Annotated in this window: 18 protein-coding genes and 1 pseudogene; 9 read left to right on the forward strand and 10 right to left on the reverse strand. The window is 67.5% G+C overall.

The genetic code is table 11. The features are described 5' to 3' along the window. The first annotated feature begins 101 nt into the window (after positions 1-101). The 4 genes from GTH33_RS13015 to GTH33_RS13030 all read left to right on the forward strand — a co-directional run bounded on the left by GTH33_RS13015 (position 102) and on the right by GTH33_RS13030 (position 4,352). On the forward strand, positions 102-392 hold the full coding sequence (locus GTH33_RS13015) for a hypothetical protein (protein WP_163958750.1): 291 nt from the start codon (positions 102-104) through the stop codon (positions 390-392). Positions 393-516: 124 nt separating this feature from the next. Then, a complete protein-coding gene (gyrA, locus tag GTH33_RS13020) occupies positions 517-3,330 on the forward strand; it encodes a DNA gyrase subunit A (protein ID WP_163958751.1) in 2,814 nt (937 codons plus the stop codon). Then, positions 3,327-3,680, forward strand: coding sequence for a DUF952 domain-containing protein (locus GTH33_RS13025; protein ID WP_163958752.1), 354 nt, complete (start codon positions 3,327-3,329; stop codon positions 3,678-3,680). The genes gyrA and GTH33_RS13025 overlap by 4 nt, the downstream gene beginning before the upstream one ends. 96 nt (positions 3,681-3,776) lie before the next feature. After that, positions 3,777-4,352, forward strand: a complete 576-nt coding sequence (locus tag GTH33_RS13030) for a hypothetical protein (RefSeq protein ID WP_163958753.1) — start codon at positions 3,777-3,779, stop codon at positions 4,350-4,352. A 151-nt stretch (positions 4,353-4,503) separates the two neighbouring features. Here GTH33_RS13030 and alaS read toward each other — a convergent pair whose 3' ends face one another. From alaS to GTH33_RS13045, 3 genes are read right to left on the reverse strand one after another with little or no spacing between them, the layout of a single operon-like run. Continuing rightward, a complete protein-coding gene (gene alaS / locus GTH33_RS13035; RefSeq protein ID WP_163958754.1) occupies positions 4,504-7,164 on the reverse strand; it encodes an alanine--tRNA ligase in 2,661 nt (886 codons plus the stop codon). Next, the gene (locus tag GTH33_RS13040) at positions 7,161-7,868 is read right to left on the reverse strand and encodes a phytanoyl-CoA dioxygenase family protein (protein WP_163958755.1); all 708 of its coding nucleotides are present in this window, start codon (positions 7,866-7,868) and stop codon (positions 7,161-7,163) included. Before GTH33_RS13040 ends, alaS begins: the two co-directional genes overlap by 4 nt. Continuing rightward, positions 7,865-9,124: a M24 family metallopeptidase gene (locus GTH33_RS13045; RefSeq protein WP_163958756.1), complete on the reverse strand. Its 1,260-nt coding sequence runs from the start codon at positions 9,122-9,124 to the stop codon at positions 7,865-7,867. Before GTH33_RS13045 ends, GTH33_RS13040 begins: the two co-directional genes overlap by 4 nt. Positions 9,125-9,196: 72 nt before the next feature. On the opposite strand from GTH33_RS13045, the gene GTH33_RS13050 reads away from it, so the two are divergent. Next, positions 9,197-10,516, forward strand: a complete 1,320-nt coding sequence (locus GTH33_RS13050; RefSeq protein WP_163958757.1) for a dicarboxylate/amino acid:cation symporter — start codon at positions 9,197-9,199, stop codon at positions 10,514-10,516. Between the two features lie 17 nt (positions 10,517-10,533). Here the strand turns inward: GTH33_RS13050 and GTH33_RS13055 are convergent, their stop codons facing one another. From GTH33_RS13055 to recA, 3 genes are all read right to left on the reverse strand, one after another. Then, a complete protein-coding gene (locus tag GTH33_RS13055; RefSeq protein ID WP_163958758.1) occupies positions 10,534-11,169 on the reverse strand; it encodes a glutathione S-transferase family protein in 636 nt (211 codons plus the stop codon). Beyond that, positions 11,166-12,008: a class I SAM-dependent methyltransferase gene (locus tag GTH33_RS13060; RefSeq protein ID WP_163958759.1), complete on the reverse strand. Its 843-nt coding sequence runs from the start codon at positions 12,006-12,008 to the stop codon at positions 11,166-11,168. The genes GTH33_RS13055 and GTH33_RS13060 overlap by 4 nt, the downstream gene beginning before the upstream one ends. Before the next feature lie 892 nt (positions 12,009-12,900). After that, on the reverse strand, positions 12,901-13,974 hold the full coding sequence (gene recA, locus GTH33_RS13065; protein ID WP_163958760.1) for a recombinase RecA: 1,074 nt from the start codon (positions 13,972-13,974) through the stop codon (positions 12,901-12,903). A gap of 114 nt (positions 13,975-14,088) precedes the next feature. On the opposite strand from recA, the gene GTH33_RS13070 reads away from it, so the two are divergent. Further along, positions 14,089-14,568 carry a hypothetical protein gene (locus GTH33_RS13070; protein WP_163958761.1) on the forward strand — a complete coding sequence of 160 codons (480 nt, stop codon included), beginning with the start codon at positions 14,089-14,091 and terminating at the stop codon, positions 14,566-14,568. A 2-nt stretch (positions 14,569-14,570) separates the two neighbouring features. Here GTH33_RS13070 and GTH33_RS13075 read toward each other — a convergent pair. From GTH33_RS13075 to GTH33_RS13085, 3 genes and pseudogenes are all read right to left on the reverse strand, one after another. Then, positions 14,571-15,439, reverse strand: a pseudogene (locus GTH33_RS13075) (4-(cytidine 5'-diphospho)-2-C-methyl-D-erythritol kinase). After that, on the reverse strand, positions 15,436-17,040 hold the full coding sequence (locus tag GTH33_RS13080) for a tetratricopeptide repeat protein (protein WP_249054897.1): 1,605 nt from the start codon (positions 17,038-17,040) through the stop codon (positions 15,436-15,438). The pseudogene GTH33_RS13075 and the gene GTH33_RS13080 overlap by 4 nt, the downstream one beginning before the upstream one ends. Further along, positions 17,012-18,646: an electron transfer flavoprotein-ubiquinone oxidoreductase gene (locus tag GTH33_RS13085; protein ID WP_163958762.1), complete on the reverse strand. Its 1,635-nt coding sequence runs from the start codon at positions 18,644-18,646 to the stop codon at positions 17,012-17,014. The genes GTH33_RS13080 and GTH33_RS13085 overlap by 29 nt, the downstream gene beginning before the upstream one ends. Before the next feature lie 190 nt (positions 18,647-18,836). Here GTH33_RS13085 and GTH33_RS13090 point away from each other — a divergent pair, with 190 nt between their 5' ends. Then, positions 18,837-19,538, forward strand: coding sequence for a uracil-DNA glycosylase (locus tag GTH33_RS13090; RefSeq protein ID WP_208404029.1), 702 nt, complete (start codon positions 18,837-18,839; stop codon positions 19,536-19,538). A 38-nt stretch (positions 19,539-19,576) separates the two neighbouring features. After that, positions 19,577-21,376: a lytic transglycosylase domain-containing protein gene (locus tag GTH33_RS13095; protein ID WP_163960041.1), complete on the forward strand. Its 1,800-nt coding sequence runs from the start codon at positions 19,577-19,579 to the stop codon at positions 21,374-21,376. A gap of 352 nt (positions 21,377-21,728) precedes the next feature. Here GTH33_RS13095 and GTH33_RS13100 read toward each other — a convergent pair whose 3' ends face one another. Continuing rightward, the gene (locus GTH33_RS13100; protein ID WP_163958764.1) at positions 21,729-22,070 is read right to left on the reverse strand and encodes a hypothetical protein; all 342 of its coding nucleotides are present in this window, start codon (positions 22,068-22,070) and stop codon (positions 21,729-21,731) included. 179 nt (positions 22,071-22,249) lie between these two features. Between GTH33_RS13100 and GTH33_RS13105 the strand changes: the two genes are divergently transcribed. Then, a complete protein-coding gene (locus GTH33_RS13105) occupies positions 22,250-23,842 on the forward strand; it encodes a long-chain fatty acid--CoA ligase (protein ID WP_163958765.1) in 1,593 nt (530 codons plus the stop codon). Positions 23,843-24,120 lie beyond the last annotated feature (278 nt).

Raw genomic sequence — 24,120 nt, forward strand, 5'->3', positions numbered from 1 at the left:
CAGAAACGTCATGATCCGGCCACGTCGGCGTCAATCGACCGCGCGCATCGTGCCATCACGACGACGCGGGCTCCCCCGCGTCCGCCGGTGGAGATGATGCCATGATCAAGTCCCTGCCCTTCGCCCTGCTCGCCGCAGCCTCGCCGTGCTGCGGTTCCGCCGCCCTCGCCACGGGCGGCCAGACCACCGCCGCCAAGACGACGGCGACCAGCCGCACCACCACGACCACCAAGCCCATGGTCGGCAAGCCGACCGTCGCGACGCACACGACGACCAAGACGACGACCGCCGCAAAGGGGCGGATGGTCACCGTGAAGACCAGCACCGGCAAGACCATGACCTACGATTGCGGCAAGGCCGGCAACGCCAACAAGGCCGCCTGCAAGAAGTGAGGCTCCGCTCACCTCGGTGAGCGATCCGCGCGCGTACGCGTAGGTGCGTACGCGCGCGTGACTTTCGGTGCGGACGTGCCTACATGTTCGGCACACATCTGTAACAATCCGAAAGCGTATTGCCTTGGCCGACGAGACCACACTCGCCGAACCCCCCTCCCATCACGACGGCATTTCGACGATCTCCATCGTCGACGAGATGAAGTCGAGCTATCTCGACTATGCGATGAGCGTGATAGTCGCGCGGGCGCTGCCCGACGTGCGCGACGGGTTGAAGCCGGTGCATCGCCGCATCCTGTTCTCCGCGCAGGAGAACGGGTTCCTGTTCAACCGGCCCTACCGCAAATCCGCCCGCATCGTCGGTGACGTGATCGGTAAATACCACCCGCACGGCGACACCGCGATCTACGACGCCCTGGCACGGATGACGCAGGATTGGTCGATGCGGCTGCCGCTGATCGACGGCCAGGGCAACTTCGGCTCGATGGACCCCGATCCGCCCGCCGCGATGCGCTATACCGAGGCGCGCCTCGCCCGTGCCGCCAATTACCTGATGGAGGATCTCGACAAGGACACCGTCGATTTCCAGCCGAACTACGATGCCAGCGAGCGCGAGCCGCAGGTGCTGCCGGCGCGCTTCCCCAATCTGCTGGTCAACGGCGCGGGCGGCATCGCGGTCGGCATGGCGACCAACATCCCGCCGCACAACCTGGGCGAAGTGGTCGACGCCTGCCTCGCCTATATCGACAATCAGGCGATCACGATCGACGAGCTGATCGAGATCGTACCGGGGCCGGACTTTCCGACCGGCGCGATCATCCTCGGCAAGGCCGGCGCGCGATCCGCGTACCACACCGGGCGTGGATCGATCATCGTGCGCTCGCGCCACATTGTCGAGGAAAGCCGCGGCGATCGGCGCTCGATCGTACTGACCGCCATCCCCTTTCAACAGGGGAAGAACGCGCTGGTCGAGAAGATCGCGGAAGCTGCGAAGGACAAACGGATCGAGGGCGTCAGCGACATTCGCGACGAATCGAACCGCGAGGGCGTGCGCATCGTCATCGACCTGAAGCGCGATGCGACGCCGGAAGTGGTGCTGAACCAATTGTGGCGGCACACGCCCGCGCAGGGGTCGTTCCCCGCCAACATGCTCGCCATCCGCGGTGGCCGACCGGAAACGTTGAACCTCAAGGACATCATCCAGGCGTTCGTCCAGTTCCGCGAACAGGTCATCACGCGCCGGTCGAAGTTCGAGCTGAACAAGGCACGGGACCGGGCGCACATCTTGCTGGGGTTGGTGATCGCGGTCACCAACCTCGACGAAGTGGTCCGGATCATCCGTGGATCGGGCAGCCCGGCCGAAGCGCGCGCCGCACTGCTGGCGCGCGAATGGCCGATCGCCGAGATCGCCCCCTATCTCAGTTTGGTCGAGGCCGTCGAGGGCACGCAGGTCGGCGACGGGTACAAGCTGTCCGATACGCAGGTCCGCGCAATCCTCGATCTGCGCCTGCATCGCCTGACCGCGCTGGGCCGCGACGAGATCGGCGAGGAATTGAAGGGGCTGGCCGATTCGATCGCCGCCCTGCTGGAGATCCTCGGCAATCGCGTCCGCCTGTATGAGGTGATGCGCGAGGAGCTGGTCGACGTCCGCTCAATCTTCGCGACGCCGCGCCGGACCGAGATCGCCGCTGCCGCGGACGGGATCGACGACGAGGACCTGATCGAGCGCGAGGAGATGGTGGTCACCGTCACCGTGCAGGGCTATATCAAGCGGACCCCGCTCGACGCCTTTCGAGCGCAGAAGCGCGGCGGCAAGGGCCGCGCCGGCATGGCGACGAAGGAGGAGGATGCGATCACCTCGCTCTTCGTCACATCGACCCACACGCCGGTGCTGTTCTTCAGCAACCACGGCAAGGTCTATCGCAAGAAGGTATGGCGCCTGCCCGAAGGCGGCCCGGCTACGCGCGGCCGACCGATGATCAACCTGCTGCCGCTCGCCGAGGGAGAAACGATCTCAACCGTCCTGCCATTGCCCGAGGACGAAACCCGCTGGGGCGACCTGCACGTGATGTTCGCGACCGCCAACGGGACGGTCCGGCGCAACGCGATGGACGCCTTCGCCAACATTCCGACCAACGGCAAGCTGGCGATGCGCTTCGATGAAGGCAGTAACGACAAGCTGATCGGCGTCGCGGTGCTGACCGAGACGGACGACGTCCTGCTGGCAACGCGCAACGGCAAGGCGATCCGCTTCGCCGCGACCGACGTGCGCGAATTCCAGAGCCGCACGTCCACCGGCGTACGCGGCGTCAGCCTGATCGGCGACGACGAGGTCATCAGCCTGTCGATCCTGCGCGGGTTTGCGGCGACTACGGATGAGCGCGATGCCTATCTGAAAGCCGCCCCGTGGAAGGAGGGCGAGCGCGAGATAGCGCTGTCGCCGGATCGCATGGCCGAATTCGAGGCGGCGGAGGAATTCATTCTGACCGTCACCCAGAATGGCTTCGGCAAGCGTACCTCGGCGTATGAGTATCGGCGCACGAACCGCGGTGGCCAGGGCATCACCAACATCGTCTCTGCCGGCCGCAACGGCCCGGTAGTGGCGAGCTTCCCGGCGCATTCGGGCGAGCAGCTGATGCTGGTCACCGATCAGGCGAAGCTGATCCGCATGTCGGTTGGCGACGTTCGCGTCACCGGGCGGAACACGCAGGGTGTTACGCTGTTCAGCGTGGCCAAGGACGAGCATGTCGTCTCCGCCGCTCGCATCGACGAGGAGGAAGATCCCGAAAACGACGCCGAGGCACTGGTTGCCGAGGAATTGAGCGATGCGCCTGCCGCGCCGGCCGAAGGCCAGCTGACGGTGGACGACGGCACGGGGCCGCACACGATGGACGAGGCGGTCGATGACAGCGACGACGGCGGCGAGGAGGATGCATGAGCGATCTGCCGACCACGGCCTATAAGGTGTTGACCGCGGATCAGATGGCGGCGCTGGAGCGCGACGGTCGCTTCGCCGGTGCGGCCATCGACCTGCAGGATGGGTATATCCATATGTCGACCGCCGCGCAGTTAACAGAAACGGTCGACAAGCATTTCGCCGGCCAAAGCGATTTGCATGTCGTCGCCGTTGATCTGGGCAGCTTCGGCGCATCGTTGAAGTGGGAAGAATCACGCGGCGGCCAGCTTTTTCCGCATCTGTACGGGCCGCTGCTGCTCGAGACGGTGATCGCCTATGCGCCGATGAGCCGTGGCGAAGACGGGATCATCCGTTTGCCGGTAACCGGCTGATCCCGCAGGCACCTCCGCTCGCCGATCAAGGCGGGCGGAACCGCATCGGACCGACCATCGTTACCCTGTCACAACGACAGAAGATGGAGAATCCCCATGCGTACCCTAGCCCTGACGATCGGCAGCCTGATGATGGTGCCCGCCGCGGCTCTGGCACAGCAAGCCCAGCCTGCCCCCGGCGCCGCGGCGCCTGCCACCTCTGCCACCGCAGCCGCACCGACGGTCGGTGCGACGATCTACGACAGCGCCGGTGTAGCCCTCGGCACCGTCGCCAGCATCACGCCCCAGGCGGTGATCCTCAACACCGGCACAGCACAGGTTCCGGTGCCGCCCGCCTCGATCGGCAAGACCGACAAGGGGTTCGCAATGGCGATGACCAAGACCGATCTCGATGCCGCGGTTGCGAGTTCGCAGGCGCAGGCACAGGCGGCGGTGAAGGCGAAACTGACCCCCGGTACCGCGGTCAGTGGCCTGCAAGGTGCATCGCTTGGCACGATCAAGTCGGCTGACGCCCAGTTCGTTACGGTCACGACCGCGAAGGGTGACGTGAAGCTTCCGATCGCGGGCTTCAGCGCCGATGCCAGCGGCAAGGTGATCGTCGGAATTACCGCCGATCAGCTGGCAGCGGCTACCGCCGGTACCAGCGCGAGCGCTGCCGCGCCGACCAAGTAAACGTGGTTTGAACGCGGTGACGGGGAGGGCGAATGCCCTCCCCGTTGTCGTATCAGGTGCAGGTCGTCACGGTTTGATCGACCAGTCAGCTAACGCCGACCAGCGGTCGGGTAATCTAGTTGATCACTGAAACCGGTCACCTGAAACGCCATCACGCTGTCTGTGGCTGCTCCGCCAAGGCGCTGCGGATCGCGTCCAGCGCCTCCGTGGCTTTGGTGCCGTCGGGACCGCCCCCCTGCGCCATGTCGGGACGGCCGCCGCCGCCCTGCCCGCCAAGCACGGTCACCGCGCGGCGCAGCAGGTCGACCGCGCTGATCCGGCCGACGAGGTCGTCTGTAACGCCGACCGCGATCGATGCGCGGCCGTCGTTGACCGCGACCATGACCGCGACTCCCGATCCCGTCAGACGCTGCTTCGCGTCGTCCACCGCACCACGAAGTCCCTTCGCCTCGAATCCATCGAGCACCTGGCCGATGAACGCGACGCCGCCGACCTGTTCAGGACCGCTGGCTACCCCGCCGCTGCCACCGCCCAGGGCGAGCGCCTTTTTGGCATCGGCCAGTTCGCGCTCAAGCCGGCGGCGGTCTTCGAGCAACGCGGCGACGCGTGCAGGCACCTCATCGGGCGTGGTCTTCAGTGCGGTTGCGGCCTCGCGCAAGCGTTCGTCACGCCCGATCAGATAGGCGCGTGCGGCCTCGCCGGTCAGCGCCTCGACCCGGCGGACGCCGGAGGATACCGCGCCTTCGCCCACGACCTTGAACAGGCCGATGTCGCCCAGCGCGTTGACGTGGGTGCCGCCGCAGAGCTCAACCGAATAGGTCTTGCCGCCGTCCTCAGTCCCCATCGACACAACGCGCACTTCGTCGCCGTATTTCTCGCCGAACAGCGCCATCGCACCCTCTGCGATCGCCTCGTCCGGAGTCATCAGGCGCGTTGTCACGCTGCCGTTGCCGCGAATCTGGGCGTTCACCGCCGCCTCGGCGTCGGCAAGTTCCAGTGCGCTCATCGAGACCGGATGCGAGACGTCGAAGCGCAGCCGTTCGGGCGCGACTAGCGACCCCTTCTGCGCGACATGGGTCCCGAGCCGCTGCCGGAGCGCTTCGTGCAACAGGTGCGTGGCGGAATGGTTGGCACGGATCCGCGCGCGTCGGGCAACGTCGATCTGCAGCCGCACCGCGTCGCCGACGGTAACGCCGCCGCTCTCGATGGTCGCATGATGCACGAAGATACGGCCGAGCTGCTTCGAGGTTTCCCCCACATGGGCGCGCAGGCCAGCATCAGTCGAGATCGTCCCCGTGTCGCCGACCTGACCGCCGCTTTCACCATAGAATGGCGTCTGGTTGACGATGATCGCCACCGTATCGCCGGCGTTCGCCCGTTCCACGCGCGCGCCGTCCCTGACCAGCGCGACGACCTCGCCCTCACCGGCATCGGCGGCATAGCCGATGAATTCGGTCGAACCCGTTTCCTCTGCGATGTCGAACCACACGTCATCGGAGGCTTTCGCGCCCGATCCCTTCCAGGCCGCACGCGCCGCGCGCTTCTGTTCGGCCATCGCAGCATCAAAGCCGGCGCGATCGACGGTCAGCCCGCGTTCGCGCAACGCATCCTCGGTAAGGTCGTAGGGGAAGCCAAACGTATCGTAGAGCCGGAAGGCGGTCTCACCAGCGAGCGTCGCGCCATCGGCCATGCCGGCGGTGGCTTCGTCGAGCAGCTTCAGCCCCTTGTCGAGCGTCTTGCGGAACTGCGTTTCCTCCTGACGCAGCGTCGCCTCGATCAGCGGCTGCGCGCGCACCAGTTCCGGGTAGGCGGCGCCCATTTCCGCGACCAGCGCCGGGACGAGCCGGTACATCAACGGCTCCTTCGCGCCGAGCAGGTGCGCGTGCCGCATGGCCCGGCGCATGATCCGCCGCAGGACGTATCCCCGTCCCTCGCTCGCCGGCAGCACGCCATCGGCGATCAGGAAGCAGGACGAGCGCAAATGATCGGCGATAACGCGATGCGATGCCTTGTGCGGCCCGTCCGCATCGGTGCCGGTCAACGATGTCGATGCGGCGATCAGCGCCTTGAACGTGTCGGTGTCGTAATTGTCGTGGACGCCCTGAAGCACTGCGGCGATCCGCTCCAGCCCCATGCCCGTGTCGATCGACTTCTTAGGCAGTTCGCCGACGATCTCATTGGCGTCCTGCTCATATTGCATGAACACGAGGTTCCAGATCTCAACGAAGCGGTCGCCATCCTCGTCCGGACTGCCGGGAGGGCCGCCGGGAATATGAGCGCCGTGGTCGTAGAAGATTTCCGAGCATGGCCCGCATGGACCGCTGTCGCCCATGGCCCAGAAATTATCCTTGGTGGCGATGCGGATGATCCGCTCCGCCGGCAGGTATTTGGTCCAGAGGGCATAAGCCTCGTCGTCGGTGTGATAGACGGTGGCGGTCAGCTTGTCCGCCGCGATGCCCCAGACATCGGTCAGCAAGGTCCAGGCATGATGGATCGCCTGTTCCTTGAAATAGTCGCCGAACGAGAAGTTGCCCAGCATCTCGAAGAAGGTGTGGTGGCGCGCGGTATAGCCGACGTTGTCGAGGTCGTTATGCTTGCCGCCCGCGCGGACCGACTTCTGACTGCTGGTCGCGGTGACGTAGGGGCGCGATTCCAGCCCGGTAAAGACGTTCTTGAACGGCACCATGCCGGCGTTGACGAACATCAGCGTCGGATCGTTCTGCGGCACGAGCGGCGCGGACGGCACGATCGTGTGCCCCTGCGATGCGAAGTAATCGAGAAAGCCGCGGCGGATGTCGTTGGTCGAGGTCATAGCGTCAGCGGCTTAGGCGAGACTTCCGCCACCCTCAAGCGCCGTTGCGCGGCCCAGCGAAGGCCGCCGGGTAAATCCTCGGCAGCGAATTCGAGCTGAAGCACGCGGCGGCGCCCACCCGACGCGGCGCGGGCCGATCCATGCAGGATCGGCGTCGCGTAGAACCAGACGCTGCCGACATCGGCGAGGCAGGTAGCAACTCCGCACGCCGCCACCACGTCATCGATCGTGTCTTCCGCGATACAGCCAAGCCGGTGCGACCCCGGCGCGACCCGCAGCGGGGCATTGTCGGGCGGCACGGCATCGAGATGGATGCGCACGGTGAGCATGCGTTCGAGCAGTTCGATCGGCGGGGCGACATGAAGCCGATCCTGTTTGCACGTCCACGGGCCGAAACCCGGAACCTCGATCCGTTCGGCAACCTCGATCGTGCGATCCTGATGCCAGCCCAGTGCCCAATTGGCGCCGTCGCGCTTGTCGAACAGCAGCGCGCGAACCGGACGCGCCGATCGCCCCAGCAATGCCTCGACATCCGGCCGGATGTCTTGGACCGCGGCAAGGTCGTTGCACGCGGCCGCGTCGATCCGGACGCCTGGCCGGTCCGCCGCCAGTCGCGCAAACAGCCGATCCAGCCCGGCGAGCGCCGCGCGGTCCAATGTCCGCGGCCAGCGTGCGTAGCCCTCCTCGTGCAGCAACTGCTTCATGCGAGCGGCGCGTCGATCGACCTGGGCGGCGTGCTGAACCAGCGCGGGCCGTCGGCGGTCAGGTGGAAGCAATCCTCCAGCCGAACGCCGAAGCGACCGGGCAGGTAGATGCCGGGTTCGTTGGAAAAGCACATGCCCGCAGTCAGCCGCGTCAACTCGCCGCGGACGAGATTGACGGGTTCGTGACCGTCCATGCCGATGCCATGGCCGGTACGATGCGACAGGCCGGGCAGCGCGTAGTCGGGACCATAGCCCAGCCCGGTATAATAGGCGCGGACCGCATCGTCGACGCTGCCGGCGGTGGCGCCGATCTTCGCCGCCGCAAGTGCGACCTGCTGTCCGTGCGCGGCGTCGTTCCACACCTTGCGCTGCGCGACTGTGGCGGCGCCCTGTGGCACCCAGGTGCGCGACACGTCGGACTGGTAGCCCTGCACGGTGCAGCCGCAATCCATCAGCAGGATTTCGGCGGGTGCGATGCGATGGACCTCGCGGCTGCCGTGCGGCAGCGCGGCGGCGGGTCCGATCAGGGCGAGCGCGAATTCCGGGTCGCCGCCGAGCCTGCGCGTCGCCGCGTTCATCAGCGCGCCGATCTCGCCCCCCGTCATGCCGGTTTCGATACGCGGCGCGAGCCAGCGATAGGCCGCGATCGTGACGTCGGTCGCAACCTGCATCAGCGCGAGTTCGGCGGGCGTCTTGATCATGCGGCAGCCACGGACGACCGGATTGGCGACGACCTGCCTGGCATCAGGCGCGAAACGGCCGAGATCGGTCGGTATGAAGAGGCGGGTGGTTTCCTCTATGCCGATCGTCGCGCGATCGAGCCGCCGTTCCTTCAGCCACGCCGCGACGACGGCAAGCGCGTTGCCGTCCTCCTGCCAGACGCGGACCTCTGCCGGGACGGCGAGCGACTGGCGGACGGATGGTTCCTCGAAGAACGGGGTGACGATCAGCGGCTGGCCGTCCCGGGGGAGGATGGCTAGCGTCGGGCGTTCGCTGCGGCCCCATCGGATGCCGGTGAAATAGGTCATCGAGGAGCCGGGCTCGATCAGCACCGCGCCCATGCCGTTGGCCCGCATCAGCGCCTGCGCCCTGGACAGGCGACGGGCGCGTTCGTCCGCCCCGATCGGGATGGCGCCCGCCGTGATATCGTGCAGTTCCGCCAGATCGGGTTCGGCGGCGCGCAGCACGCCAGTGGACAGCAGCGGGATCGCGGCTAAACCGGCGAGCAGCGTGCGGCGGGAGGGGGAGACGACCATCGCGGATCGATAGGGCGCTTGACCCGACGGCCGCAATCCCCTTCCCTGCCGTGCAGTTTCGGGAGTGCATGAATGGCCAAACGGCTGACTGTGTTTATCGTGATCGGCCTGCTGCTCGGCATCGTCACGGGGTTGGCGATCCACGGCTGGCTGGACGACGGCACGCCCGCCGCGGCGGCGCGGCTGAAGGACGTCGCCGGCTATGTCTCGATCGGCACGACGATCTTCCTGCGGCTCATCAAGATGATCATCGCGCCGCTGGTGTTCGCGACGCTGGTCAGCGGGATCGCGCAGATGGGCGATACCGCGGCACTGGGCCGGGTTGGCGCGAAGGCGATCGGCTGGTTCGTCTGCGCCAGCCTGCTGTCGCTGGGGCTGGGGCTGATCCTGGTCAACGCGATCCATCCGGGGGTCGGCATCAACCTGCCGCTGCCGCCGGTCGGCGCCGATGCCGGCGTGTCGACGGATGCGTTCAGCCTCGCCAAGTTCATCACCCATATCGTCCCCGCATCGATGGTCGAGGCGATGGCGACCAACGAGATCCTGCAGATCGTCGTCTTTTCGATCTTCGTCGGGGTGGCGATCACCGCGGTCGGCGACGTCGCCAAGCCGCTGATCCGCGCCGTGGAGGCGCTGGTGGCGATCATGCTGCAGATCACCGACTATGTGATGCGCTTTGCACCCATCGCCGTATTCTGCGCGGTCACCGCGACGCTGGCCGAGCGCGGCGCAGGGGTGATCGGGCAACTCGCGTTCTTCATGGGCAGCTTCTACCTGGCGCTGTTCATCCTGTGGGCGGTCCTGCTGGGCTTCGGCTTCCTGTTCATCGGGCCCCGTATCCGCGACCTCATCCGCTACATCCGCGAGCCGCTGCTGGTCGCGTTCACGACCGCATCGTCCGAGGCCGCCTATCCACGGATGCTGGAGGCGCTGGACCGGTTCGGCGTGCCCCCCAAGATCGCCAGCTTCGTGTTGCCGCTCGGTTATTCGTTCAACCTCGACGGATCGATGATGTACGTCACGTTCGCGTCGGTGTTCATCGCCCAGGCCTATGGCATCGACATGCCGCTGGGGACGCAGATCGCGATGCTGCTGTTCCTGATGATCTCGTCCAAGGGCATCGCCGCGGTGCCGCGCGCCAGCCTCGTGGTCATCGCCGCCGTGCTGCCGGTGTTCGACATACCCGAGGCGGGGCTGCTGCTGATCCTGGCGATCGACCATTTCCTCGACATGGGCCGCACCGCGACCAACGTGATCGGCAATGCCGTGGCGAGCGCGGTGGTGGCGAAATGGGAAGGCGGATTCGATCCGCGCGAACCCGCCGAGATCGAGCCGGCGCACGCACCCGCGCACGTGCCGGAGCCACCGGCACCGACCAGCTTCCGCCACTAGCCGGTCGGCGGCGGCCATCAGGCGTAGGCATAGGGGCCGCCCCTGGCGAGGGCGGCCTGATAGGCCGGACGGGCGTGCACCTTGTCCAGCCAGGCGATCGTCGCGGGGCGGGAAGCGTCCAGGCCGGCACGGCTGCGCGCCGCTTCCAGGGGGAAGCTCATCATGACGTCGGCGGCGGTGAGGTCGGCACCGCCGAACCACGGCCGCCGGGCGAGTTCCGATTCGACATAGTCGAGGTGGACGTCAATCATCGGCTGGATGCGCTTCATCGCCGGCTTGCCCATCAACGGTATGCGGCCGAGCACCAGCTTGAGCAGCAGCGGCGGCATCATCGATCCTTCGGCATAATGGAGCCAGAAGCGATAGCGGAGTGCGTCGTCGCGGCGCGCGGGGGCGCCGAGGCGACCGTCCGCCTTTTCAACCAGATATTCGACGATCGCGCCGGTTTCGGCGATGACATGGGTGCCCGCGCCGTCGGTATCCTCGATCACCGGTGACTTGCCGAGCGGGTGGACGCGTTTCAGTTCGGGCGGCGCGAGCATCGTCTTCCTGTCGCGCTCATAGCGTTCGATGCGATAGTCGAGGCCGAGTTCCTCCAGCATCCACAGCACCCGCTGCGACCGGCTGTTTTCGAGATGGTGGACGACGATCATGCTCTCTCCCCTTGATTGGCGGTGGCCCGCCAGATCCATGCCGACGCCGGAAAGACGACGTCGTTGTCGGTACGATAACGTTCCAGCGCGGTTTTGAGCCGCGCGTTCGATGTGGCCGGATCGGGCGCCTGCCGCAACGCGGAGGCGAGCGGACCGATGCGGCGGAAGAAGGCGGCAGCGTCCGCCACCGGATCGTCGCCGGCGCCGACGCGGTAGCCGAAATCGACGCGGGCATGGCCGTCGATCGTCCAGCCGGCGTCCGAGAGGATGGCGGCGGTGACGGCGGGATCGGCGAAACCGAACGGGCCGGGCGCATAGCCGGATGCGGCGGGCGGGGGCGTGCCGGTGACCTGTTCGACGAGGTCGGATGCCCAGGGATTGTCGGCACGATGCCGGAAGCAGGAAAAGACCAGCGACGCGCCCGGGCGGCTGGCCTGGCGCAGGCCGGTGAAGGCGACGACGGGATCGGCGAAGAACATGACGCCGTGGCGCGATAGCAGCAGGTCGAGCGGGGCGAGGTCGGCGGCGACGGCGGTGGCATCGCCCTGCCGGAACGTGAGATTGGCGTGCCCTGCCCCGCGATCGCGGGCGACGGCGAGCAAATCGGTGGACAGGTCGACGCCGGTGATCGTCGCGTGCGGGCGGGCGGCGGCAAGCGCAAGGCCGGTCGAGCCGGCACCGCAGCCGATGTCGAGAACGCGGATCGGAGCGTCGGAGGCGGCGGTCCGGATCGCGGCGTCGAGATGCGGCGCGAGGGCGGCGAACGAGCGTTCGATGCGCTGCCATTCCGCGGCCCATGTCTGGCCGACGCGGCCGGTCCAGTCGTTGGCGGTGGTCATGATCAGGTGTCCCTGCGCTGGGTAGGGGGTGGCGGCGAGTTCTGGTTTGTGGGCGATGTTCGGCCAGCGCGGCAGGTCCGGTCGTCGGTGGTGGTCATGATTGGGCGTTCCTGCGCTGGGTATAGGGTGGCGGCGATATCTGGATTGCGATCGATGGCCGGTCGGCGCGGGTGACCCAGCCGTTGCTGCTGGTTGTGATCGGGCGTCCCTGCGTGGAATGTAGGGGGCGATATCCGGACTGCGGTCGATGTCCGGTCGGCGCGGGCGGTCCAGCCGTTGGTAGTGGTTGTGATCGGGCGTCCCTGCGTGGGATGTAGGGGGGTCGATATCCGGACTGCGGTCGGTGTCCGGTCGCGCGCTCGGTCGAATCGTTGGTGGTGGTTGTGATCGGGCATTCCTGCCCCGGGTGTAGGGTGGCGTCGATATCCGGCGGGAAATGGATCTGGTTGGATATGCATGCAGGACGCATCGTGCGGGGTTGCGCTCCCCGTTTGGCCGGGATGGCGTGCCAACCCGTGCTGGCTGTTTTGTGCACCTCTGGAGGCGCCGCCGGGCGGGACGGGGTCGATCCTTTCGCCCTGTCCGGGTGGTACGTCGGCTTTGCGTACGCGATCGGGGTGACGATGCGGGGCGGTCGGGTCGAGGGCAAATCGGGTGTTGATGCAATCCAATTTGGCCGCGACCGCGGCGTTGCTGTTACCGCAAGCTGCCGGCGCCAACCGCTCGATCCGGCTCGCGCATCTTGATGCGCGTCGTGATCCGGTGTCGGTGCGTCCGACGCCGTCGGAAGTTGCCGAAGTTGACACTACGTCACGCCCGGAATGCCCCGTATGCGAAAAGGGCCCGCCGTTGCCGGCGAGCCCTTTCTGCATCCCGAGGGGACACCCGGTCATCAGATGTCGTCTTCGGCATCCGGCCCGGTCATCATCTCTTCGGCGACCTTTTCGGTGCGCTGGCGGATCGCCTTTTCGAGGCGGTCGGCCATTTCGGGATGTTCGCGCAGATAGTTCTTCGAATTCTCGCGGCCCTGCCCGATGCGAACGCTGTCGTAGCTGAACCAGGCACCCGATTTCTCGACCAGCCCGGCCTTGACGCCGAGATCGAGGATCTCGCCGATCTTGGAGATGCCCTCGCCGTACATGATGTCGAATTCGACCTGCTTGAACGGCGGCGCGACCTTGTTCTTGACGACCTTCACGCGGGTGGCGTTGCCGGTGACCTCTTCGCGGTCCTTGATCGCGCCGGTGCGGCGAATGTCGAGGCGCACGCTGGCGTAGAACTTCAGCGCATTGCCGCCCGTCGTCGTCTCTGGGTTGCCGTACATCACGCCGATCTTCATGCGCAGCTGGTTGATGAAGATCACCATGCAGCGCGAGCGGCTGATCGAACCGGTCAGCTTGCGCAGCGACTGCGACATCAGACGTGCCTGGAGGCCGACGTGGCTGTCGCCCATCTCGCCCTCGATTTCCGCGCGGGGCACGAGTGCGGCAACCGAATCGACCACCAGCACGTCGATCGCATTCGAACGCACGAGCGTGTCGACGATTTCCAGCGCCTGTTCGCCGGTGTCCGGCTGCGAGACGATCAGTTCGTCGATGTTGACGCCCAGCTTCTTGGCGTAGACCGGGTCGAGCGCATGTTCGGCGTCGACGAAGGCGGCAGTGCCGCCACCCTTCTGCGCCTCTGCGATGACATGCAGTGCGAGCGTAGTCTTGCCCGAGGATTCAGGACCATAGACCTCGATCACGCGGCCGCGCGGCAGACCGCCGACACCGAGTGCGATGTCAAGGCCGAGCGAGCCGGTGGAGATCGTCTCGACCTCCATCGACTGTTTCGCGCCGAGCTTCATCGCCGAACCCTTGCCGAAGGCACGGTCGATCTGGGCCAGAGCGGCGTCGAGCGCCTTCTGGCGGTCGGTGGTAGCGGTTGCCATGCCGGTATCGATCACTTTCAGATTGGCGGCCATCGGGAGTTTCCCTCGCTAGAACAAGCGCGCCACCGGGGCAACGCATCTGTTCTCCATGTACGTCATTTGTTCTCACGGAACAAGAGGGGAACTTTTGAATGAACGAACAGATACATGGGACCGGAACGGAGCAAGTTCGGCTTGCCGGCGCGGGTGACCCGCGTACGTTCGACACCAGTGGAGGACGTGGCGATCCAGCGATTGATGGCGATGGCGGCAACACTGCTGACAACAACAACGCTCGGCCCGATGCCGCAGCCCGCCATGGCGCAGGTGCAGGCCGGCGGACAACGCTGCATCGGCTGGACCTTCGTACGACAGGTCGCGGGCGTCTACGACAGCTCGTACGTCCAGTACGCCAATCGCTGCGGCGATCCCGTCGGTTTCTTCTGGCGCCAGTCGACGGTGTATCAGACCAGCAATCCGCCAGCATGCAACGCCATGACCGGCGCCCATAATTCCGGCTATGCGCCGGTGGGGTGGACCAACCGCGTATCGCAATCCGCGACCGGAACATTGGTGATCGTCATCCACGAATGCCCGGCGCGGACGCGTGCCTATATGAAGACGGACGGCATCTTCTACTGCCGCTGACCTCAGGTCACGAGCGTCGCCAGCACCCACCAGTTCCTGTCGCGCATCGCAGCCGCCGCGGCGTCGCGCGCCGCAATGTCGGTGAACAGGGCGAAACAGGTGGCGCCGCTGCCGGACATGCGGGCGAGCGTGGCGCCGGGCGCGTGCCCAAGCGCGGTCAGGACTTCGGCGATCACCGGGGCGAGCTGCAGGGCGGCGGGCTGGAGGTCGTTGCGGCCGGCGACGGCACGGGCGAGCAGGTCGCCGTCATGCGCGATGCCGCCGCGGTCCACGCCGTCCCATCTGGCGAACACGGCGGCGGTCGACACAGCGACGCCGGGGTTGACGAGCAGCATCGGCGTGCCGGCGAGGCCGTGGACGGGAATCAGCGCCTCCCCCTTGCCGGTGCCGAGCGTGGTGCGGCCGAGCAGGCAGGCAGGCACGTCGGCGCCAAGCCCCTCGGCGATGACGAACAGGCGCGGGTCCTGCGGGGCGATGGCGTGGAGGCGGGCGAGCGCGCGCAGCGTGGCGGCGGCATCGGCCGAACCGCCGCCGATGCCGCTGGCGACGGGAAGGTGCTTGTCGAGGGTGATCGCGTGGCGCCGGTCGATGCCGAAGGTCCGGCAGAACGCCTGGGCGGCTTTCTCGACGAGGTTTTGCGGCTGGGGCTGCCCCTCCGCCAACGCCCCCCCGCCCGGTCAGGGGCAGATCGGAGCGCCTCTGCATAGGGGCCGGTGACCCGGAGGCTGTCGGCCTGTGCGGGGACGACCGTGATCGTGTCGCCGTCGGCGGCGAAGGCGAACAGGGTTTCCAGTTCGTGATAGCCGTCGGGGCGGCGATGACGGATATGGAGCGCGAGGTTGATCTTGGCGGGCGCGGATTCGACGATCACTTGGGCATCAGTCCCTGAACGATCCTGGTGGACAGACGCGCCTGGTCGCCGGCGGGTGCCGTGAGCGCGGCGGCGCGCCAGGCGTAGCGCGCCTCGTACCGGCGGCCGATCGTCCAGTACAGGTCGCCGAGGTGTTCGGCGATTTCGGCGTTGGTCGGATCGGCCGCCGCCGCACGTTCGATCAGCGGGCGCGCCCGCGCGGTGTCGCCGGTGATGAAATAGGCCCAGCCGAGCGAATCGGTGATCGATCCGTCGTCGGGCTTCAACGCATGCGCGCGTTCCAGCATCGCGGTCGATGCCTTGACGTCGATGCCGCGTTCGGCCTGCGCATAGCCGAGATAGTTGAGCGCCAGCGGTTCATCGGGCGCGATGGCCACCGCCTTTTGCAAGGCGGCGCGGGCGCCGGGCCAGTCGCCCGCCTGTTCCAGCGCGCCGCCATATTGCAGCCAGGCACTCCATTCCTGCGGATCGGCATCGACGATGCGGCGATACCATGTCGCCGCATCGGCCGGCCGATCGGCGGCGACAAGGCGGTCGGCATAGGTCTGCCAATCGGCAGGGCCGGCATCGCCGCGGGTGGCGCCGGTACAGGCGAGCGCCAGCGCCTCCGCATCGCGGCCGGCGTTGGCGAGCATCGCGATCCGCGCCGCGGCGGCGGTGGTGGCGAACGGGCTGGCGGGCGGCATCGCATCGAGCGTCGCGAGGGCGAGCGGGACGGCGCCGTCCCGCGAAAGCGCGGCGGCGAGCAGCAGGCGGGCGCGATCGTTGGCGGGACTGGCGATCAGCGCAGTGCGCGACAAGGCGATCGACAGCGGGGCGGCATCCTGATCGGCCAGGTCGCTGGCGATCCGCCCGAGCAGGCGCGATACGCCGAAGCCGAGCGTCGGCCTGGCCCCTGCCCCCTGCCGCAGCGCGACGAATACGGGATCGTCGCCGACCAATAGTGTGCGTGCACGATCGGCGTGGCCGGTGCCGAACAGCAATTGTGCAGCGGACAGTCGCAGGTCGATCGGCGAGCCCGTTTCGCGCAGGGCCTGCACCGCCGCCAACCCGCCATCCACGTCGCCGCGGGCGATCCGGACCAGCGCCATCGTCTCTGCGGCCAGGCGCTGGGCGACCGGGTTCTTGCCGGCGGCGGCGGCGGCGGACTTCGGGTCCGCACCACGGGTGTAGGCGATCCAGGCGCGCAGCGAGGGCACGAGCACGGCGAGCGGGGTCGGCGCGAGCGCCGCCACCGCCGCATCCGTACCGGCGCCATCGTTGCGGGCGGCAGCGAGGGCGAGCGGCAACAGCGGCAGGTCGGCGGGCGCGTCGGCGGTGCCGCGCAGGACGGCAGCGGCACGTTCGGCGAGCGGGATGTCGCCGGATGCCAGCGCTTCGCGATAGGCCCGCGTCGCGATCGCGGTGCTGGCGGGCGCCGCCGCCAGGGCGCGGGTATAGCCGGCAAGGGCGCGGTCGCTGTCGCCGGCCGCATCGGCGGCGCGTGCCTTCAGATAATCGGCGACGGGGGACGTATCGGCCCCCGCCGGCGCGATGGCGCCAAGACTGAGGACCGATGCGAGGAACAGACGCTTACATGTTGGGATAGTTCGGGCCTCCACCGCCCTCGGGTACGACCCAGTTGATGTTCTGGGTCGGGTCCTTGATGTCGCAGGTCTTGCAGTGGACGCAATTCTGCGCGTTGATGACGAACTTGGGATCACCGGTGTCCTGACCCACGATTTCGTAAACGCCGGCCGGGCAATAGCGTTGCGCGGGTTCGTCGTACATCGGCAGGTCGTATTCGACCGGCACGTCCGGGTCCTTCAGCGTCAGGTGAACCGGCTGATCCTCCTCGTGGTTGGTGTTCGACAGGAACACCGAGGACAGACGGTCGAAGGTGAGCACGCCGTCGGGCTTCGGATAGACCGGCGGCTTCACCATGTCCTTGCGCCACAGGGTCTCGTGGTCCGGGTGATGCTTGAGGGTGAAGGGCATGCGGATGCCGAAATGTTCGAGCCACATCGTCACGCCCGAGAGGCCCGAGCCGAGGAAGTCGCCGAACTTCTTGACCAGCGGCACCACGTTGCGGACGATCGACAGTTCCTTCTTCACCCACGACGCCTCGAACGCCTCGGGATAGGCCGTCAGCTCGTCATGCTCGCGCTGCGACAGAATCGCATCGGCGGCGGCCTCGGCGGCCATCATGCCGCTCTTCATCGCGGTGTGCGTGCCCTTGATGCGCGGCACGTTGAGGAAGCCCGCCGAACAGCCGATCAGCGCGCCGCCGGGGAAGACGAGTTTGGGGATCGACTGCAGACCGCCGTCGCTGATCGCACGCGCGCCGTAGCTGACGCGCTTGGCACCCTTCAGGATCGCGGCGATCTCGGGATGGGTCTTCCACTTCTGCATCTCCTGGAACGGCGAGAGATACGGGTTGGAATAGTTGAGCCACGTGACGAAGCCGAGGCTGACCTGGCCGTTCGCCTGATGGTACAGCCAGCCGCCGCCGTTGGCATCGTCGCCGAGCGGCCAGCCCTGCGTGTGGATGACGCGGCCGGGCTTGTGGAGCGCGGGATCGATGTCCCACAATTCCTTGACGCCGAGGCCGTAGACCTGCGGCTGCGCATCCCTGGCGAGGTCGAAGGTGCGGATGACCTCCTTGGACAGATGGCCGCGCACGCCCTCTGCGAAGAAGGTGTATTTGGCATGGAGTTCGAGGCCGGGGGTATAATCGCCCTTGTGCGTGCCGTCGCGGGCGACGCCCATGTCGCCGGTGGCGACGCCCTTCACCCGGCCCTGATCGTCGAACAGGATCTCCGCGGCGGCAAAACCGGGGAAGATCTCGACGCCGAGTTCCTCCGCCTTCCCCGCCAGCCAGCGGCACAGATTGCCCAAGCTGCCGGTGTAGGTGCCCTTGTTGTGCAGGAACGGCGGCGTCCAGAGGTGCGGGAGCGTCACCTTCTTCTTCGCCGACAGCACCCAGTGCAGATTCTCGGTCACCGGTACTTCGGCGAGCGGGCAATCGTCGCGCCAGTCGGGCAGCAGTTCATCGAGGCTGCGCGGATCGATGACCGCGCCCGACAGGATGTGTGCGCCGACCTCCGACCCCTTTTCGAGCACGCATACGCTGAGGTCCGCGCCCTTTTCCGAGGCGACCTGTTTGAAGCGGATCGCCGCCGACAGGCCCGCCGGGCCCGCGCCGACGATCACCACGTCGTAAGGCATCGACTCTCTTTGGGATTCACGTGTCGTCATCTCATCCACTCCCGGGTACGGTTGCGGTTGTCGGCGCCGGGGGATAGCGGTCAGGCGCAGGCCGACAACGTCTCGTCTCCGAACCGCGATCGGACAAGTTGACGAAAACGTCAACCTACAGAAAAGGGAATGCGTGGGGGCCGATCAGCATCTCGATTGGATGAGCAGCGCGATGAGCGCGCTCGACTGGTGGCAGGAGGCGGGCGTCGACGTCCTCGTCGACGATGATCCGCGCGACTGGCTGGCCGAGCCGATGGCGGCGCCGGTCGCCTTTGCCGTGGCCGCCGCGCCGGCAGCCGTGCCGGCGGCGATGCCCGCGGCGCTGGCCGATTTCATCGCCTGGCGCGGCGGCGATGCGGTGCCCGAGGTCGCGTGGCGGGGCGTGTCGATCGCGGCATCCGGCCCGGCGGACGCGCAGGTGATGGTGCTGGTCGATTGCCCCGACAAGGACGACGGCGATGCCGGCACGCTGATGACGGGCGCGACCGGCGCGCTGTTCGACCGCATGCTGGCCGCGATCGGGCTGAGCCGGGAAACGGTGCATCTGGCGGCGGTGTGCGCGAAGCGGCCGGTGGCGGGCCGGATGCCGCGCGACGTCGAGGCGCGGCTGGCCGAGATTTCGCAGCACCACATCGGCCTGGTCGCGCCGAAACGGCTGCTGTTGCTGGGCAATGCGGCGAGCCGTGCGATTTTGGGGGCGGAAATGCCGGGGACGCGTGGGTCTTTACACCCGTTTAACCATAAGCGTGGACAGACAGGGGTGGTCGCCAGCTTTCATCCGCGCTTCCTGATCGAGAAGCCCGCGGCGAAGGCCGAGGCCTGGAAGGATCTGCAATTGCTGATGGGGGGATTATCCGCGTGACCCGCAAGCTGGCGCTGACGTTTGGAACGGCCGTGACGATGATGGCCGCGCTGCCCGCCTGGGCCGACCCGGTGGCCGCGCCCGCGGGCGAGACGCGCAACGTGGGGGCGGGCAACGCCGACCATATTCCGGACCAGCTGGATGCCACGCAGCGCGAGGGCTATCGCGCGGTGTTCCAGGCGATCCGCGACAGCCAGTGGCAGTCGGCGCAGCTGGGGCTGGACGCGATGAAGCCCGGCCCGTTGCACGCCATCGCGCGTGCCGAACTCTATACCGCCAAGGGATCGCCACGGATCGAGCTGGAGCCGCTGATGGCGCTGCTCAACGAAGCGCCGGAGCTGCCCGAGGCGGCGGACCTCGCCCGCCTCGCCAAGGCCCGCGGCGCGAGTGAGCTGCCCCCCCTGCCCCAGGCGCAGCGGCTGATCTGGCAGGATGGTGCGCCGCGCCGGGTGCGCGCCAAGACCAACAAGAGCGACGAGATCGCCGCCGACCTGGCGGTGCGGATGCAGCCGTTCGTCAAGGCCGACATGGGGCCGGACGCGCAGGCGCTGCTGGAAAGCACACAGGGGCTGACGCCGGAAGCGCAGACCGAATGGCAGGCCAAGGTCGCCTGGATGTATTTCCTGACCGGGGACGATGCGAACACCCGCAGCATGGCGGCGAAGGCGGCGAACGGCATGGGCGACTGGGCGGTGCAGGGCCGCTGGATGGGTGCGCTGTCGGCGTGGCGGCAGAACGATTGCGCCGCGGCGGAGACCGGGTTCGAGGGCGTGGCGGCGCGCGCGACCGACGTCGACCTGCGCGCGGCGGCCTTATATTGGGCGTCGCGTGCCGACATCGTCTGCGGCCGGCCCGACAAGGTGCAGGCGCGGCTGCAATCGGCGGCGCAATTCTCCGAGAGCTTCTATGGCCAATTGTCGCGCCAGGCCCTGCTCATCAAGGACAAGGGCAAGCCGTCGACGCAGGTCGTCGCCGCGGATTGGGCGCGGCTCGACAAGCGGCCGAACATCCGTGTCGCCGCGGCCCTGGCGGAGATCGGCGAAACCGACCTTGCCGACACCGTCGTTCGCCAGCAGGCGCGGATCGGCGATCCGGCCGAATTCGGTAGCCTGGTCCGCGTCGCCGAGGCGCTGAGCCTGCCTGCCACCACGGTCTGGCTGGCGCACAATTGCCCGCAGGGGATCGTCGCGACCGCCGAGGCGCGTTACCCCACCCCGAACTGGACGCCGTCGAGCGGATGGCGCGTGGACAAGGCGCTTGTCTATGCCCACACGCTGGAGGAAAGCGGTTTTCGCAACAAGGTGGTGAGCCCGGCCGGCGCCTATGGCCTGATGCAGATCATGCCGGCGGCCGCGACTGATTACTCGCGCGAACGTGGCCTGCCGCTCGACAAGGCGGCGCTGACCAAGCCGGCGACCAACATGGATATCGGCCAACGCCATCTGGAGCGGCTGCGCGACATGGCCGGCGTCACCGGCGGACTGCTGCCGAAGGTGATCGCCGCCTATAATGCCGGTCCCCGGCCGGTGGGCGACTGGAACGCCATCGTCCACGACAATGGCGATCCCCTGCTCTACATCGAGAGCATCCCTTATTGGGAGACGCGCGGCTATGTGACGACGGTCCTGCGCAACTATTGGATGTACGAGGCGCAGGGCGGCCGCAAGGCATCGGTCAGCCGTTCGGCGCTGGCGCAGGGTATGTGGCCCCGCTTCCCCGGCCTGCCCGGCGCGGCGGCGGTGCGGGTGGCGGCCCGGCCGAACCCGACGACGATCGCCGCGGTCAACGGCAGCGTCAGCCCGCAGTCCACGACGGTGTCGACCCCGGCGAAGGATTGAGCGGTTCGGCCCGAAGGCTGACGAGGCTAGGTCGGATCGATCTTAAAAGCGAAGGCGGCATTCGGGCCAGCTTGCTTCCTCGTCGGAGGCCGGGACCCGGTTGGGACAGCCGCTGCGACGCTGGCGTTCGCTTCATCGCCAGCCTGCGACCTCCGCCGGGGAGGTAGCAGGCTGAATGTCGATACACCCCAGGTTCAAGTGGGGTGTCGTGTCACGACGTCCGTCACGCCGGACCTGATCCGGGTTCCTGCGTTCGTGCTCGTCGATCGATAGCGCTCCCCTCCCGCTCAAGGCCGGGATGATCAGGCGCTGCGCCGGTATATCCGCGAGCGGCGTGCGGTAAAGGTGACGCTCAGTTCCCAGCCTTGCGCGTGTCGATCATCGTCAGGATGCCGCGACTGCCGCCGCCATGCGGCTGGAGGACGAGGCGAAACCGCCGGCCCGATGGATGGATGCCGGCGACGATGCGCGCGCTGGACGACGTCTCATATCCCGCGCGCCTGGCCGCCGCCGCATAAGCGGCGCGGAATGCTGCCGGTGGCAGGGCGCTGGCGATCCGATAGGTTTCGGGCGGCACGTCGTTGGTGCCGGCGGGCGTGATGTCCATGTCGACCAGCGTGGTGCCGACGGGTGGCATGACACCGCCGATCGGGGGCAGAACGCTGGCAAGCAAGGCGAGGCAGGCCGGGACCATCGATTCCTCCGGGCGGTGGACGCCATGATGGGCGCAACGCCCGCCCGCGACAATGGCGGCGACGACAGGCGGCCGGGCAATCTTTCCTCACGTCGCCGGCATTGCCCTGTCTCATCCAATGGGTATGGTCCGTTCGAACGGGAGGCGCGGGCGGCGTCCCCATGCGAGAGGATGATCCGATGCTGGGCGGAATGCAGGATTTCGAACTTCGGGTATCGGCGCTGATCGATCATGCGGCGCGTGAACACGGCCGCCGCGAGATCGTCAGCCGCTGGGCCGACGGCAGCGAGACGCGCAGCGACTGGTACGGGCTGCATGAGGATGCCCGGCGGCTGGCGCAGGCGCTGGAGCGGCTGGGCGTCAGGCGCGGCGATCGCGTGGCGACGCTGGCGATGAACCATGGCCATCATCTTGCCGCCTGGTACGGGACGATCGGCATGGGCGGGGTGATCCACACTATCAATCCGCGGCTGTTCGACGACCAGCTGGTCTATATTGCCAACCATGCCGAAGACCGCGTGCTGTTCTATGATCGGGCGTTCCAGCCGATCGTCGACCGGCTGCGCGACCGCTGGACCACGATCGAGCATTACGTCGTCATGGATGGCGACGGCCCCGGCACGTTCCGCGCGCTGATCGAGGCAGAGGACGGCGATTACGCCTGGGTGACGGGAGCGGAGCGCGAGCCCTGCATGCTCTGCTACACCAGCGGGACGACCGGCAATCCGAAGGGCGTGCTGTACGAGCATCGATCGACGGTCCTGCATTCGATGCTGGTGGTGTCGCCCGCGGTACTGTCGCTGTCGTCGGCGTCGGTGCTGTTGCCGGTGGTGCCGCTGTTCCATGCCGCCGCCTGGGGCACGCCGTTCGCGGCGCCGCTGGCGGGCGCGAAGCTGGTCTTTTCCGCCGTCAACGACGCCAGGGTGCTGTGCGAGCTGATGAACCGCGAGGACGTCACCATCTCGTCCGGCGTGCCGACGGTGTGGCTGGCGATGTTCGCGCATATCGATGCGACGGGCGAAACGCCGCGCGCGCTGCGGCTCGCGACGATCGGCGGATCGGCGGCGCCGCGGGCGATGATCGAGCGGCTGATGGACATGGGTGTCGAGGTGAAGCATCTGTGGGGCATGACCGAAACGTCGCCGGTGGCGACCGCCGGCGCCCCCCCGGTCGGCTGGGCGGATTGGCCGAGGGACCGCAAGCTCGATTTCCTGACGAAACAGGGACAGATCCCGTTCGGCGTCGAACTGGCCGTGATCGACGACGACGGCCGGCACATGCCCCGCGACGGCATCAGCGCGGGGCGGTTGCACATTCGCGGGCCGTGGATCGTCAAACGCTATTTCGGGGCGGAGGCGGATGCGATCGACGCCGACGGCTGGTTCGACACCGGCGATGTCGCGGTCATCCACCCCGACGGCACCATGCAGATCACCGACCGGTCGAAGGACGTCATCAAATCCGGCGGCGAATGGATCAGTTCGGTCGATCTCGAAAATGCCGCGATCGGTTGTCCCGGCGTGGCGGAGGCGGCGGCGATCGGCATCGCACATCCGAAATGGGACGAGCGACCGCTGCTGATCGTGGTGCGAAAGCCCGGCAGCGACGTCGGCGAGGCGGCGATCGTCGACCATCTGGCCGGCGTGGTGGCGAAATGGTGGCTGCCGGACGCGGTGGTGTTCGTCGACAGCCTGCCGCACACCGCCACGGGCAAATTGTTGAAGACGGCGCTGCGCGAACAATACAAGGATTACCGGCTGGCCGCTGCCTGAGGGTGAGCAGCCGCTACCCACCTTGAGGTCGGATCGACATTCAACAGTGAGACGGCAATTGGATCAGCTTGCTTCCCCGGCGAAGGCCGGGGCCCAGTAGGGAAAGCAACTGTGACGCTGGCATGCGCCTCATCACCAGCCTGCCCCAACTGGGTCCCGGCCTCCGCCGGGGAGGTAGCAGGCTGAACGTCGATACACCCTAGCCCTCAGCGGAGACCGTGCCTGGTCGGGACGATGGCGATCGGCGAGCGCGTCGCATCCATCACGACTCCCTCCCC

Origin of the sequence: Sphingomonas insulae, from assembly GCF_010450875.1 — a bacterium.
Taxonomy (GTDB): domain Bacteria; phylum Pseudomonadota; class Alphaproteobacteria; order Sphingomonadales; family Sphingomonadaceae; genus Sphingomonas; species Sphingomonas insulae.

Excerpts from the sequence above, each read along its gene's own strand:
- GTH33_RS13015 (WP_163958750.1), top strand. The coding sequence starts at position 102 with ATGATCAAGTCCCTGCCCTTCGCCCTGCTCGCCGCAGCCTCGCCGTGC.
- GTH33_RS13025 (WP_163958752.1), top strand. The coding sequence starts at position 3,327 with ATGAGCGATCTGCCGACCACGGCCTATAAGGTGTTGACCGCGGATCAG.
- GTH33_RS13030 (WP_163958753.1), top strand. The coding sequence starts at position 3,777 with ATGCGTACCCTAGCCCTGACGATCGGCAGCCTGATGATGGTGCCCGCC.
- alaS (WP_163958754.1), bottom strand. The coding sequence starts at position 7,164 with ATGACCTCGACCAACGACATCCGCCGCGGCTTTCTCGATTACTTCGCA.
- GTH33_RS13040 (WP_163958755.1), bottom strand. The coding sequence starts at position 7,868 with ATGAAGCAGTTGCTGCACGAGGAGGGCTACGCACGCTGGCCGCGGACA.
- GTH33_RS13045 (WP_163958756.1), bottom strand. The coding sequence starts at position 9,124 with ATGGTCGTCTCCCCCTCCCGCCGCACGCTGCTCGCCGGTTTAGCCGCG.
- GTH33_RS13050 (WP_163958757.1), top strand. The coding sequence starts at position 9,197 with ATGGCCAAACGGCTGACTGTGTTTATCGTGATCGGCCTGCTGCTCGGC.
- GTH33_RS13055 (WP_163958758.1), bottom strand. The coding sequence starts at position 11,169 with ATGATCGTCGTCCACCATCTCGAAAACAGCCGGTCGCAGCGGGTGCTG.
- GTH33_RS13060 (WP_163958759.1), bottom strand. The coding sequence starts at position 12,008 with ATGACCACCGCCAACGACTGGACCGGCCGCGTCGGCCAGACATGGGCC.
- recA (WP_163958760.1), bottom strand. The coding sequence starts at position 13,974 with ATGGCCGCCAATCTGAAAGTGATCGATACCGGCATGGCAACCGCTACC.
- GTH33_RS13070 (WP_163958761.1), top strand. The coding sequence starts at position 14,089 with ATGGGACCGGAACGGAGCAAGTTCGGCTTGCCGGCGCGGGTGACCCGC.
- GTH33_RS13085 (WP_163958762.1), bottom strand. The coding sequence starts at position 18,646 with ATGCCTTACGACGTGGTGATCGTCGGCGCGGGCCCGGCGGGCCTGTCG.
- GTH33_RS13090 (WP_208404029.1), top strand. The coding sequence starts at position 18,837 with ATGAGCAGCGCGATGAGCGCGCTCGACTGGTGGCAGGAGGCGGGCGTC.
- GTH33_RS13095 (WP_163960041.1), top strand. The coding sequence starts at position 19,577 with ATGATGGCCGCGCTGCCCGCCTGGGCCGACCCGGTGGCCGCGCCCGCG.
- GTH33_RS13100 (WP_163958764.1), bottom strand. The coding sequence starts at position 22,070 with ATGGTCCCGGCCTGCCTCGCCTTGCTTGCCAGCGTTCTGCCCCCGATC.
- GTH33_RS13105 (WP_163958765.1), top strand. The coding sequence starts at position 22,250 with ATGCTGGGCGGAATGCAGGATTTCGAACTTCGGGTATCGGCGCTGATC.